Consider the following 13,370-nt stretch of genomic DNA (forward strand, 5'->3'; position numbering starts at 1 on the left):
GAATGCCCCTTGGCAACCCGTTGCATATCGGATGCCTTGTCCATCAGGTGCCGGCTCATTGGGAAAGCCCGCTGCGGTTGTCGAACTCGCCATGTTCAAGGAAGTACATGCGGTAGAAGTTCGGGTCGTAATTGCGCAGTTGTTCGCCCGGCAAGGTTGGCAGTTGCGCGTCGGCGGCCAATGGTTGGACCAGGTGCGGCGTGACGATCATCAGCAGCTCGCGCTCTTCGCGGTTGATGGAGTTGTCGCGAAAGAACGCGCCGAGAATCGGTATATCGCCCAGCCCTGGAAACTTGTTCACCTGGGAGCTGTTGCGGGTGCTGATCAGGCCGCTGATGACGAAGCTCTCGCCATCGGCCAGGGCGATGCTGGTGTCGGTACGACGTACCGTGAGTGCTGGCACCAGTGTCCCGGCGATGTTCACCGCGTTGGTGAAGTCCAGCTCACTGACTTCCGGCGCCACCTTCAATGCGATGCGATTCTTGCCGATGACGGTGGGGGTCAGGGTCAGGCGAATACCGAACTCCTTGTACTCGATGGACACGTTGTCGCTGCCGGCACTGGGCACCGGAATCGGCACTTCACCGCCGGCCAGGAAGCTCGCGCTCTGCCCGCTGAGGGCCACAAGGCTTGGTCGCGCCAGGGTATAGGCGAAACCGCTGCCTTCCAGCGCGTTGATCATCAACAGCGTCTTACCGGTGGCGAAAGACAGGTTGAACATGTCGTTATTGACCGGCAACGAAGGCCGGACAATACCGCCGACGGTGGGCAAGGTCCTCGGCGAGCCGAACAGGAAGTTGCCACGGCTGCCGAAAATCGACGTCGAGGCTTCCTTGAGCTTGGTCCGGCTGACCTCGACGAAACGAATGTCGGTTTGCACCTGGGCAAGCAGCATCGGGTCTTCGGAAGGTATGCTCGCAGCGGCCGTCAATGCCTCAGTGGCCCTGCCTCTGACAAAGACCATGCTCTGGCGCGGTATTTTCGAACAGTCCGTCCAGACCATCAGGCTGGTGGCGCCGGGCGCCAGGCCCGTGAGAATGAAGGCATCGCTGCCGCTGGGCTGCACATCGGCAATTTTCGGGTCGCCGACTGCCAGCTTCGTCACGGGGGCGAGGATGCGCAGTTCGCTCTGGAGCCCTTGCCCGACCTCGAAGGTCGCCGGCAAATTGTCCAGTTGCGAACAGTTTGTCGCGGCGGCCTGGGCCGCATCCAAGCCAAGACCCATCCAGAACAGGCCATGAATGAAATGTTTTAGAACGGGAGCAGTGCGATGGGTCATGAAGTGATCCTCGATAAGGAGAACATCCTTAGGCTTAACTGTTTGCCTCGGATCACTTAAGAGGTCCGGGGCTACCCCTTCCATCTCGCCCGTATGTTCATTGATTCCGGGTTCAGGCCGCGTCGCTATAAGCAAACGGGCGCATTTCTCCGGCCTGACTGAACGACAGGCAGCTCACAAACAACTTTTCTGTACCCGGACTCCGGGATCTTCGAAGGCAACGACGGTATCGATCAGGTCGCTTCAGGAGCGTTCTGCCGAGCCTGTCATCGCTTCTGTTTGACGGTAGTTCAAGCATGGCAAAGCGCCACGCGCCGAATCAAAAAAAATGACTAAAAAGTGACGGAAGGGAAAAACTCGCGCAAGCGTGCGTCAATAATCTGTCTTTTTATGTTTTGAAGGGGGATTCGCAGGCGCAAGTCCGTCTGCGGGAGGCGAGGCCTGCGAGCCATTCCTGGTCGCAGGGGCTGGCGGATATCAGGCCACGTGGTAGTGCACTGACAGTGTTCCTTTCTTTTGCGAAAGCGAGGCGATGGTGACTGTTCCCAGTTCCTGCAGGCGCTGCACGTGCGTACCGCCACAACCGTAGGCGGCCAGTTCACCGAAACCGACTTCGCGCAGACCTTCGCGCAACGTGATCTGGCGCGGCAGGTCGTTGGCAATCCATTCGTCGATGCCTTGCTGAATGATCGAGATGTCCAGCTCCTGAGGGTTTTCCCCTGGTTGGAACTGCACGCGGCTTTCGCCGGGCCAATGATGGGCCTTGATCGGCGTCCAGCCACGGATCTCGGCGAAATGGCCGATCAGGTGCCCAGCCGAGTGCAGGCGCGCATTCAACAGCCGACGCTGCTCATCCACGCGGATCGCAGCCGTGCCCAAGGCCACCGGGCGGTCGACGTAATGGACGATCTGTGGTTCTTCCTGGACCACGCGCAGCACCTGGCTTTCACCGATCCATCCGGTATCACAGGGCTGACCGCCACCCTGGGGATGGAACAGCGTGGCGTGCAGCACCACGGCAAATTCATGTTCCCGGGGGCTGCAATCCAGGACTTCCACATTGGCCTTGAGATCATCGCTATGGAAAAAGAGGCGAAGCGTCATGTGCCATACCCACATCAGAAATTGTCACGGGATTATAGGTAGGGCGTAAAAGAGTGATAATCCGTTCAAATTTCAAAGGACTGTTGCGCCATGAGCACAAATCTACCGTTGCCGTTGCTGGCTGAAATGGCCATCTTCGTCAAGGTCGTGGAGACCGGCAGTTTCTCCGAGGCGGCCCGCCAGTCGGGCTCATCACCGTCGGCCATCAGCCGCAGTATTTCTCGCCTGGAGAAAGCCCTGGCGATTCGCTTGCTGCAACGCACCACCCGCAAGTTGCGTTTGAGCGATGGTGGGGAAGAGGTGTTCAAGCGCTGTCAGGAAATGGTCGCCGCCGCTCGGTCGGTGATGGAAATCAGTGGGCAGTTCACCCAGGAGGCTGAAGGCCGCATCCGCGTCAGCGTGCCCAAGGCGGTGGGGCGTTTCGTGATTCATCCGCACATGCCCGAATTCCTGCGTCGCTATCCCAAGATCGATGTGGAGTTGCTCCTGGAGGATCGGCAGGTTGACCTGATCGACGATCACGTCGACCTGGCCATTCGGATTACCGATCAACCTCCGGTCGGGCTGGTAGGACGTCAGTTGCTGACCATCGATCACCTGCTCTGCGCCACACCGCAATACCTGGCTGAACACGGTACGCCCACGCATCCTCATGACCTGTTGGAGCACAGCTGCATTTATCTGGGGGCAACCCCGAACGATGCACGCTGGAAATTCAAGAAAGGCAGCAAGTCCGTCACCGTCGGCGTGCGCGGACGCTACGCGGCCAATCACACGGGTGTGCGGTTGGGTGCCGTCTTGCAGCACATCGGCATTGGCAGCCTGCCGTACTTCACCGCCCGTCATGCCTTGGAGCAAGGCTTGATTGTGCAGGTATTGGCCGACTGGACGTTCCTGGCTTCCTACCACGGTGGCTTGTGGTTGCTGCATTCACCGACCCGCTACCTGCCGCCCAAGCTGCGGGTGTTCATTGATTATCTGGTGGCTTGCCTGGAGAAAGAACCGACCTTGAACAAAGCGGGCAGGGCGAGTCGTTCCAGCAAGGTCGCGGCGCACTATGAGCTACCGGAGAGTGATGGGTTGTTTTGACTGGCCTCATCGCGAGCAAGCTCGCTCCCACGCAAGGTTTTATGACCAACCACAAGTCAGTGTTCCACAGGGAGGGTTATGACCAACCACAACTCGGTGTGGGAGCGAGCTTGCTCGCGATGGCGGCCTCCAGGTCAATACTATAAAAAAAGCCCGCAGGGTTAACCGTGCGGGCCTTTGCATGACGGATCGCAATCAGTGCTTGCTGTCCTGGTCCGACATCGCCAGCAATTGCTTTTCCTGGTTCCAGTCGAAAGGCTCGTCATTTTGCTCAGCTTCGAAACGACGCTCCTCCAGGGCCTGGTACAGGGCGATTTCTTCGTCGGGCATGTAGTGCAGGCAGTCGCCGGCGAAGTACCAGAGCAGGTCGCGAGGCACCAGGTGGGCGATCTGTGGATAGCGGACGATCACTTGGCACAGGAGGTCCTGGCCCAGGTACTGGCTTTCGATTGGGTCGACGGGCAGTTGCGCGCGCAACTCGTCGAAGCGCTCCAGAAACAGGGCATGGCTTTCTTCGGGCACCTGTTCGGCCTCACCCACGGCGACCAGGATGCTGCGCAAGTGGTCAAGCAAGATAAGGTGATCGGCAACGACATTGGACACGAGATAAGTCCTCAAGAGCAAAACGGGCGCAGGAGTATAAAGCCCTTGCGCCCGCTTTTATAGGTTAAGAGCTGTAGGTTAAGAGCTGTAGGTTAAGAGCTGTAGGTGACGGCGTACCTGGCCGTCAGTATCAACGGACCTTGTCTTGCGCCAGCGTCAACTCGTCCTTATCGAAGTCATCCACATCGATGACCTTGCGCCTCGCCGCCTCGGCCGCGCGCAAGGTCTGCGCTTCACCGGCTTGCAGCACACCCGCCTCCAGGGCGGCGTCGATGAGAGATTCGCCCGGCGCTGGGTTGAGCTGACCCTGCTTGAGCGCGACGTGCAGCTTCTTGTGCAGCGGATGGGCGGCGGCCAGCAGGTCGGCGGCGTGTTGCAGGGCGCCCACCGGATCGTCGGTCGATTGCGGGCGATAGCAGCCCTGCAGCAACTCTTCGAGGGTCGGGTCACCCTTGGGTCGGCCGATGACCGCCGCCACCTCGGCGTCGAGCCTGTCGCTCGGGCCCTTGTGACGACGACCGAAGGGGAACACCACCAGGCGCAACAGGCAACCCAGCACCCGGTTCGGGAAGTTGCCCAGCAGTTCATCCAGCGCACGCTCCGACTGGCCCAGGCTTTCCTCCATGGCCCAGGTGAACAGCGGTGTCATGTGGTCCGGCGAGTCCAGGTCGTGATAGCGCTTGAGCGCGGCGGACGCCAGGTACAGGTTGCTCAATACGTCGCCCAGGCGGGCCGACAAGCGTTCGCGGCGTTTGAGTTCACCCCCCAGCAGCATCATGCTCAGGTCCGCCAGCAGGGCGAATGCCGCGGCCTGTCGGTTGAGGGCGCGGAAATAACCTTGGCTCAAGGCATTGCCTGGGGCCTTCTCGAAATGCCCCAGGCCGAGGTTGAGCACCAGGGTACTGGCTGCGTTACTCACGGCAAAACCAATGTGCTTGAGCAACAAGGCGTCAAACTCGATCAACGCTTGGTCTTTGTCTTCACGGCTTGCCAGGGCCATTTCCTTGAGTACGAACGGATGGCAGCGAATGGCGCCCTGGCCAAAGATCATCAGGTTGCGCGACAGGATGTTCGCGCCTTCGACCGTGATGAAGATCGGCGCACCTTGCCAACTGCGACCCAGGTAATTGTTCGGGCCCATGATGATGCCCTTGCCGCCATGCACGTCCATGGCGTGGCTGATGCACTCGCGACCGCGTTCGGTCAGGTGGTACTTGAGAATGGCCGACAGCACCGAAGGCTTTTCCCCCAGGTCCACGGCGTTGGCGGTCAGCATGCGCGCAGCATCCATCATCCAGGCGTTGCCACCGATGCGCGCCATGGCTTCCTGAATACCTTCGAACGCCGACAACGGTACATTGAATTGTTCGCGCACCTGGGCGTACTGGCCCGTCACCAGGCTGGTGAACTTCGCAGCACCGGTGCCCACCGCTGGCAGGGAAATCGAGCGCCCCACCGACAGGCAGTTCATCAGCATCATCCAGCCCTTGCCGAGCATGTCCTGGCCGCCAATGAGGAAGTCCAGCGGGATGAATACGTCCTTGCCCCAGTTCGGCCCATTCATGAACGCGGCGCCAAGGGGCAGGTGACGGCGGCCGATATGCACGCCAGGGGTATCGGTGGGAATCAGGGCGAGACTGATGCCCAGGTCTTCTTCCTCTCCCAGCAGGTGGTCTGGGTCATACGCCTTGAAGGCCAGGCCCAGGAGGGTGGCCACCGGGCCGAGGGTGATGTAGCGTTTTTCCCAGTTCAGGCGCAGGCCCAATGTTTCCTGGCCCTCCCATTCACCCTTGCAGATGATGCCGGTGTCGGGCATTGCCCCGGCGTCGGAGCCGGCCAGCGGCCCGGTCAGGGCGAAGCAGGGAATGTCGTCGCCACGGGCCAGTCGCGGCAGGTAATGGTCGCGTTGTTCATCGGTGCCGTAGTGCAGCAGCAGTTCCGCCGGGCCGAGGGAGTTGGGGACCATCACGGTGGAGGCCAGGTCGCCGCTGCGCGTGGCCAGTTTCATCGCTACCTGGGAGTGGGCATAGGCAGAGAACCCCTTGCCGCCGTATTCCTTCGGAATGATCAGCGCGAAGAACCCGTGCTCCTTGATATGGGCCCAGGCTTCAGGCGGCAGGTCCATGGCCTGGCCGATCTGCCAGTCGCTGACCATCGCGCAGAGGGCTTCGGTGGGGCCATCGAGGAACGCCTGCTCCTCCTCGGTCAGTTGCACCTTGGGGTAGGCCAGCAGCAAGTCCCAGTCCGGGCGGCCGCTGAACAGTTCACCGTCCCACCACACCGTGCCGGCGTCGATGGCGTCGCGCTCGGTCTCGGACATGGGCGGCAGGGTTTTCTGGAACCAGTCGAACATCGGCGCACTGAAATACCGACGGCGCAGGTCCGGTAGCAGCAGCGGGGCCGCGACAGCGGCGAGGACCACCCAGAGGATCAGCAGCAGCCAGCCGGGCGCATGACTGAAAATGCCCATGGCCAACAGATAGACCGCGACGATACCCAGCGCGGGCAGCGGGGCGCTGCGCCGATGCGTCAGCCAGGCGATCCCGACGACCAGGACCAGTATCCACAACAACAGCATATGTAATCCTCCGTGAACCAAGGCAAAACCGACCTTCAGAGCTTAGACGGCATCTGCAAAACCGGCGGTCAGCGCGATGTGATTGATTTCGTGGGAAACCCTGGGTGCATTGCGCCAGTCTGGTTGGCAACAGCCGTGGGAAATCGTTCGTTAACAAGGTGAGAAAACGCCATTGTTTGGCCGGAATGCCGTTATCGCGGGTAGGGAACTGTGGATAAACTCGAGGCAAGTCCTCCCGTAGGAGCTGCCGAAGGCTGCGATCTTTTGATCTTGATCTGTCGGTGTTTCGCTCGGGATTCAGTTGTCTGGGCAAAGATCGCAGCCTCGTTGCACTCGTCAGCTCCTACAGGTTGTGATGTTTTTTGAGAGGTCTTCCTTTTATGCAGCAATACCTGAACCCCGGCCCGTTCATCGACAGCGATCACCCCGCGGTCATCGACTTCACCGAAACCCACCGCGGTGCCGAACGCGACCCGCTGGCGCAAGCGGTCAGTCTGTATTACGCCGTGCGCGAGGCAGTGCGCTACAACCCCTATACCTTCAGTCGCGACCCGGCGACGCTGCGTGGCAGTTACGCGCTGGCTGCCGGCGAAAGCTATTGCGTGCCCAAGGCTACCTTGCTGGCCGGCTGCGCCCGGCATTGCGGTATCCCGGCGCGCATCGGCCTGGCGGATGTCCGCAATCATTTGTCTACACCGCGCTTGCTGGAATTGCTCAGGAGCGACGTGTTCGCCATGCACGGTTATACCGAGCTGTACCTGAACGACCGCTGGGTCAAGGCCACGCCGGCATTCAACCAGGGGTTGTGCGAATTGTTCGACGTGGCCCCGCTGGAATTCGACGGTCGCCACGACAGCGTTTTCCACCCGTTCAATCGGCAAGGGGCGAAGCTGATGGAATATGTCATCGACCACGGCCCGTTCGCCGATGTGCCCGAAGCGTTCTTCTTCGAACACCTTGAGAAATGTTACCCGCACCTGTTCGGCGCGCAGGTGCCGCTCTTGCTTGGCGACATGCAGGGTGATTTGAGTCACGCCTGATCCGGCGTATGCTGCGGCGGCACTTATTCATCGAGGACGCCGTGATGCTGAAGATATGGGGCCGGAAAAATTCATCGAATGTGCGCAAGGCGTTGTGGTGCGCGGAAGAGTTGGGGCTGGCCTACGAGGCCATTGATGCGGGCGGGGCATTCGGTGTGGTGGACACGCCCGAGTACCGTGCGAAAAACCCCAACGGCCGCGTGCCGATGATCGAGGACGACGGCTTCGTGCTCTGGGAATCCAACACCATCGTGCGTTACCTGGCTGCTCGTCATGCGTCGGGTTCGACCTGGTATCCCGCTGACATACAGGCCCGGGCCCAGGCTGAAAAATGGATGGACTGGACCACCTCCAGCTTTGCTGCACCGTTTCGCACGGTGTTCTGGGGCGTCTTGCGCACCCCGGCCGAGCAACAGGACTGGGCGGCCATCAACGCGGCGATCAAGGAGTGCGACGACTTGCTGGCGATGGTCGAGCAGACCCTGAGTGAGCAACCCTACCTGTCGGGTGCTGAAATCGGCATGGGTGACATTCCCCTGGGCAGTTTCATTTATGCCTGGTTCGAGATGCCCATCCAGCGCGCCGAGCTGCCTGGCGTGCGGGCCTGGTACGCACGGTTGCAGCAGCGTCCGGCCTACCGCAAGGCTGTCATGACTGCGTTGACTTAATACTTACTATCGACACACTTGACTGTACTTGTGCGGCGACGCCAAGCACCATTGCCTTCGTGCGCCGTGGTTGCATTGCTCGCCGCCCGCCCTTATCTATTCTTTTCCTCCCTCCCTTCTTGGTGCGTAATCCGATATGAGTTCCGCTCTGTCCATCCGGCAGCTAACCAAAACCTACGGCAACGGTTTCCAGGCCTTGAGTGGTATCGATCTGGACGTCGCCGAAGGTGATTTCTTCGCCTTGCTCGGCCCTAACGGTGCCGGCAAATCCACCACCATCGGCATTCTTTCCACCCTGGTGAACAAGACCAGTGGCACGGTGAACGTCTTTGGTCATGACCTGGACCGCGACCCCGCCGCCCTCAAGCGTTGCATCGGCGTGGTGCCCCAGGAATTCAACTTCAACCAGTTCGAGAAGACCTTCGACATCGTCGTGACCCAGGCCGGTTACTACGGTATCCCGCCGAAGATCGCCAACGAGCGCGCCGAGCAGTACCTGACCCAACTGGGCCTGTGGGATAAGCGTGATGTGCCGTCCCGTTCGCTGTCCGGCGGCATGAAGCGGCGCTTGATGATTGCTCGCGCGCTGGTGCATGAGCCGCGCCTGCTGATCCTCGACGAACCGACCGCTGGCGTGGACATCGAGTTGCGTCGTTCGATGTGGAGCTTCCTCACCGAGCTGAACCAGAAAGGCATCACCATCATCCTCACCACCCACTATCTGGAAGAGGCTGAACAGTTGTGCCGCAACATCGGCATCATCGACCACGGCACCATCGTCGAGAACACCAGCATGCGCCAGTTGCTCAGCCAGCTGCATGTGGAAACCTTCCTGCTGGACCTGAAAAACGACCTGAAGACCGCGCCCCAGCTTGTCGGCTATCCGGCCCGCCTGGTGGACAGCCACACCCTGGAAGTCCAGGTGGACAAAGCCGTGGGTATCACCGGGCTGTTCGCCCAACTGGCCCTGCAAAACATTGAAGTGCAGAGCCTGCGCAATAAAACCAATCGCCTTGAGGAGTTGTTCGTGTCCCTGGTGGAGAAAAATCTGGCGAAGGTGGCGGTATGAGTGTGAGTTCCGAACTGCGCCCCAACCTCATCGCCCTCAATACCATCGTGTACCGTGAAGTCCGGCGCTTCATGCGGATCTGGCCGCAGACCCTGCTGCCGCCCGCCATCACCATGGTCTTGTACTTCGTGATCTTCGGTAACCTGATCGGCCGGCAGATCGGCGACATGGGCGGCTTCACGTACATGGAATACATCGTGCCGGGGCTGATCATGATGTCGGTGATCACCAACTCCTACGGTAACGTGGTGTCGAGTTTCTTCGGCAGCAAGTTCCAGCGTTCGATCGAAGAACTGATGGTCTCGCCGGTGTCGCCCCATACGATCCTCATCGGCTACACCCTGGGTGGTGTGCTGCGCGGCCTGGCGGTGGGCCTGATCGTGACCCTGCTGTCGTTGTTCTTCACCGATTTGCAGGTGCATCACCTGGGGGTGACGATATTGGTGGTGGTGCTTACGGCCACGATCTTTTCGCTGCTGGGTTTCATCAATGCCGTGTTTGCGCGCAACTTCGATGACATTTCGATCATCCCGACGTTCGTGCTCACGCCGCTGACCTACCTGGGTGGGGTGTTCTACTCGATTTCCCTGCTGCCGCCGTTCTGGCAGACCGTGTCCCTGGCCAACCCGGTGCTGCACATGGTCAATGCCTTTCGCTATGGCATTCTCGGGGTGTCGGACATCAAGATCAGCATCGCGATCACCTTCATGCTGGTGGCGACCGTGGTGCTCTACATCGGTTGCGCGCGGTTGCTGGTCAGCGGGCGCGGGATGCGTACCTGATCCCGTGTGGGAGCGAGCCTGCTCGCGATGGCGTCGGGTCATTCGGTCATTTGCTGGCTGACACACCGCTATCGCGAGCAAGCTCGCTCCCACATTGAAATGCATTCCCCTGTGGGAGCGAGCTTGCTCGCGATGGCGCCAGTACAAGCACCACAAAAAAGGCCTCCATTTCCAGGAGGCCTTTTTGCATCTCACATCCGGCTTTTCTTGCGCCGTTTCCACTGTCGGGCCACCCACCAGCGCCAGTAACTCATGGTGACGAAGTAGGCGAGGGCGCCGAGTACCAGGCCGGTCACCACCGAGCCGAGCAGGAACGGCTGCCACAAGGTGGATAACTGGCCGCTGATCCATTCCCAGGTCAGCGCTTCGGGCAGCGTCCGGGCGGGCACGTCCATCAGCCAGGCGCCGGTCTGGTAAGTGCAGAAAAACACCGCCGGCATGGTGATGGGGTTGGTCAGCCACACCAGGCTCACCGCAATCGGCATGTTGCCGCGCACCGTGATGGCCAGTGCGGCGGCCAGCAACATCTGCAACGGGATCGGCAAGAATGCGGCAAACAGGCCAACAGCCATCGCCCGGGCGACCGAGTGCCGATTGAGGTGCCAAAGGTTGGGATCGTGCAGCAGGGTGCCGAGAAAGCGTAAGGATTTATGTTCCCGAATGCTCTCTGGGTCTGGCATGTAACGTTTGAATAGGCGCCGGGGCATAAGGCTTCTCGGTCGGTTCAACGCAATAAGGCCGCAAGTATGTCCGGATTCTACGGCTGGCAGATTCAGACTTTGTGACAATTGATAACGCCGACGGTGCCGCAGACCGTCTATGCCTGGAGAGGGCACTCTCAAGGACGGGTTATGCGCACAGGGTTAGTCGCGCTTGCACTGGGGCTGTTGGCCCCGATTTTTTTGCCGGCACTGCCGCCGTTGTGGCTGATTGCAGCCATGCCGGTACTGGCGCTGATGGCGTTGCCGTTTCGAACCTATCCGCTGGGTTTCTTCCTGTTCGGGTTGGCCTGGGCCTGTCTGTCGGCGCAGTTTGCGCTGGACGATCGGTTACCCATCGCCCTCGACGGCGAAACCCGCTGGGTCGAGGGGCGAGTGGTCGGTTTGCCGCAACAGGGCGAAGGCGTGGTGCGCTTCGAACTGGCCGATGTCCATTCACGCCGTACCCGGCTACCGACGGCGATGCGCCTCGCCTGGTTCGGTGGTCCGCCGGTCAACAGCGGCGAGCGATGGCGATTGGCCGTGAAGCTCAAGCGGCCCAGCGGGCTGCTGAACCCACACGGCTTTGACTATGCCGCCTGGTTGCTGAGCCGCGGCATCGGCGCGACCGGTACGATCAAGGATGGCCGTCTCCTGCAAGCGGCCCGGGGTGCCTGGCGCGACGAGGTGCGCCAGGCGCTGGCACAGGTCGATGCCCACGGCCGCTCCGGTGCGCTGGCGGCGCTGGTGCTGGGCGACGGCGGCGGGCTGAGTCGCGAGGATTGGCAGGTGCTGCAAGACACCGGCACTGTCCACTTGCTGGTGATCTCCGGGCAACACATCGGCCTGCTCGCCGGCCTGGTTTACCTGTTGGTGGCCGGTGCGGCCCGTTATGGCCTGTGGCCGGTGGGTCTGGCCTGGTTGCCTTGGGCCTGTGGGCTGGCCTTCTGTGCCGCCCTGGGCTACGGCTTGCTCGCCGGCTTCGAGGTGCCGGTGCGACGGGCCTGCGCGATGATCGGTCTGGTGTTGCTGTGGCGCCTGCGTTTCAAACAGCCGGATCCGTGGTGGGCATGGCTGCTGGCCTTTTCCGGGGTGCTGGTGTTCGATCCGCTCGCCAGCTTGCGACCGGGGTTCTGGTTGTCGTTTGCCGCTGTCGCCATATTGATGTTCACCTTTGGCGCTCGCCTGGGGCCTTGGCGCTGGTGGCAAACCTGGACCCGCGCCCAGTGGCTGGTTGCGCTCGGCCTGTGTCCGTTGTTGTTGATCGTGGGCTTGCCAGTCAGCCTCAGCGGGCCGCTGGTGAACCTGCTCGCGGTGCCCTGGATCAGCCTGTTGGTATTGCCGACAGCGCTGCTTGGCACGGCGTTGTTGCCGGTGCCGCTCATTGGCGAAGGCTTGCTGTGGATTGCCGGCGGACTGCTCGATCTGTTGTTCAAGGGGCTGACGCTGGTAGCCGGACGAATGCCTGCCTGGGTTCCGGCCGCAGTCCCGACCTGGGCCTTGGGTATCGCTGCCTTCGGTGCTTTTTTACTGTTGTTGCCCAAAGGTCTGCCACTACGTGTACTGGGGTGGCCAATGGTGTTGCTGATGGTTTATCCACCGCAAGAACACCTGCCACCAGGGCGAGCCGAGGTCTGGCAACTGGACGTGGGCCAAGGGTTGGCGGTGCTGGTGCGGACCCGCCGGCACACCCTGCTATATGACGCCGGGCCGCGCTTTGGCGAGGCCGATGTGGGCGAGCGGGTCGTCCTGCCAACCTTGCGCAAACTGGGTGTGCGTGGCTTGGACCTGATGTTGCTCAGCCATGCCGACGCCGATCACGCTGGCGGTGCCCGCGCCGTGCGCAATGGGCTACCGACGATGGAGGTGATCAGTGGCGATCCCGACGCGCTGCCCGCTGAGCTGCTGGCCGGGCCTTGCGACAGTGGCCGGCGCTGGGAATGGGACGGCGTCGGGTTCGAGCTGTGGCGGTGGGCCTCTGCCGTTGAAAGCAACCAGAAATCCTGTGTCCTGCTGGTGGAGGCCGGCGGTGAACGCCTGCTCCTGACCGGCGATATCGACGCCCACGCCGAACGCGCCTTGCTCGACGAGCCCCTGGCGCTACCGGTCCAGTGGCTGGCCGCGCCGCATCATGGCAGTCGCAGTTCGTCGTCGATGGCGTTGCTGTCACGGCTGCAACCGCATTCGGTGTTGATTTCCCGAGGCCAGGGCAACGCGTTCGGCCACCCCCATCCCCAAGTGATGGCCCGCTATCGACGCTCGGGCCTGGCGATCTACGACAGTGCCGAGCAGGGCGCCATTCGTCTGCAACTGGGGGCTTTCGAGCTGCCGCGCTCCGAGGCCGGGCACCGCCGCTACTGGCGTGATCCGCCAGGCGTCGGGCCACCGGGGCAATATTGATCCAGCGCAATTGGCTGATGTGCTTATCGGCGGGGCGGGTCTGCAAGGCGAGTCTGTGTG

At 61.4% G+C, this 13,370-nt stretch carries 11 protein-coding genes; 6 read left to right on the forward strand and 5 right to left on the reverse strand.

The window, feature by feature from the left end; genetic code table 11:
• Nucleotides 1–55 precede the first annotated feature (55 nt).
• Entirely contained in the window at nt 56–1,279 is a 1,224-nt protein-coding gene (locus KI237_RS09260) for a type II and III secretion system protein family protein (protein ID WP_212799557.1), read from the reverse strand.
• Between the two features lie 477 nt (nt 1,280–1,756).
• Complete coding sequence (locus tag KI237_RS09265; protein ID WP_212799558.1) at nt 1,757–2,383, reverse strand: alanyl-tRNA editing protein; 627 nt, start codon at nt 2,381–2,383, stop codon at nt 1,757–1,759.
• A gap of 90 nt (nt 2,384–2,473) precedes the next feature.
• Between KI237_RS09265 and KI237_RS09270 the strand changes: the two genes are divergently transcribed.
• Nucleotides 2,474–3,472: a LysR family transcriptional regulator gene (locus KI237_RS09270; protein ID WP_212799559.1), complete on the forward strand. Its 999-nt coding sequence runs from the start codon at nt 2,474–2,476 to the stop codon at nt 3,470–3,472.
• A 195-nt stretch (nt 3,473–3,667) separates the two neighbouring features.
• On the opposite strand, the gene KI237_RS09275 is transcribed toward KI237_RS09270, so the two are convergent.
• Both KI237_RS09275 and KI237_RS09280 read right to left on the reverse strand, forming a co-directional pair.
• Nucleotides 3,668–4,075 (reverse strand): PA2817 family protein, encoded by a 408-nt coding sequence (locus tag KI237_RS09275; protein ID WP_212799560.1) that lies wholly within the window; start codon nt 4,073–4,075, stop codon nt 3,668–3,670.
• A 130-nt stretch (nt 4,076–4,205) separates the two neighbouring features.
• On the reverse strand, nt 4,206–6,653 hold the full coding sequence (locus KI237_RS09280) for an acyl-CoA dehydrogenase (RefSeq protein WP_212799561.1): 2,448 nt from the start codon (nt 6,651–6,653) through the stop codon (nt 4,206–4,208).
• Between the two features lie 380 nt (nt 6,654–7,033).
• Here KI237_RS09280 and KI237_RS09285 point away from each other — a divergent pair, with 380 nt between their 5' ends.
• From KI237_RS09285 to KI237_RS09300, 4 genes are all read left to right on the forward strand, one after another.
• Nucleotides 7,034–7,693, forward strand: a complete 660-nt coding sequence (locus tag KI237_RS09285) for a transglutaminase-like domain-containing protein (RefSeq protein WP_212799562.1) — start codon at nt 7,034–7,036, stop codon at nt 7,691–7,693.
• A 44-nt stretch (nt 7,694–7,737) separates the two neighbouring features.
• Nucleotides 7,738–8,361, forward strand: a complete 624-nt coding sequence (locus KI237_RS09290; protein ID WP_212799563.1) for a glutathione S-transferase family protein — start codon at nt 7,738–7,740, stop codon at nt 8,359–8,361.
• Nucleotides 8,362–8,497: 136 nt separating this feature from the next.
• The gene (locus tag KI237_RS09295; protein WP_212799564.1) at nt 8,498–9,430 is read left to right on the forward strand and encodes an ABC transporter ATP-binding protein; all 933 of its coding nucleotides are present in this window, start codon (nt 8,498–8,500) and stop codon (nt 9,428–9,430) included.
• A gap of 2 nt (nt 9,431–9,432) precedes the next feature.
• On the forward strand, nt 9,433–10,212 hold the full coding sequence (locus KI237_RS09300; protein ID WP_212800577.1) for an ABC transporter permease: 780 nt from the start codon (nt 9,433–9,435) through the stop codon (nt 10,210–10,212).
• Nucleotides 10,213–10,403: 191 nt separating this feature from the next.
• Here KI237_RS09300 and KI237_RS09305 read toward each other — a convergent pair whose 3' ends face one another.
• The gene (locus KI237_RS09305; protein WP_212799565.1) at nt 10,404–10,919 is read right to left on the reverse strand and encodes a DUF2062 domain-containing protein; all 516 of its coding nucleotides are present in this window, start codon (nt 10,917–10,919) and stop codon (nt 10,404–10,406) included.
• Between the two features lie 144 nt (nt 10,920–11,063).
• On the opposite strand from KI237_RS09305, the gene KI237_RS09310 reads away from it, so the two are divergent.
• Nucleotides 11,064–13,310, forward strand: a complete 2,247-nt coding sequence (locus KI237_RS09310; protein WP_212799566.1) for a DNA internalization-related competence protein ComEC/Rec2 — start codon at nt 11,064–11,066, stop codon at nt 13,308–13,310.
• The last annotated feature ends 60 nt before the right edge of the window (nt 13,311–13,370 follow it).

This window comes from Pseudomonas sp. St316 (assembly GCF_018325905.1).
Taxonomy (GTDB): domain Bacteria; phylum Pseudomonadota; class Gammaproteobacteria; order Pseudomonadales; family Pseudomonadaceae; genus Aquipseudomonas.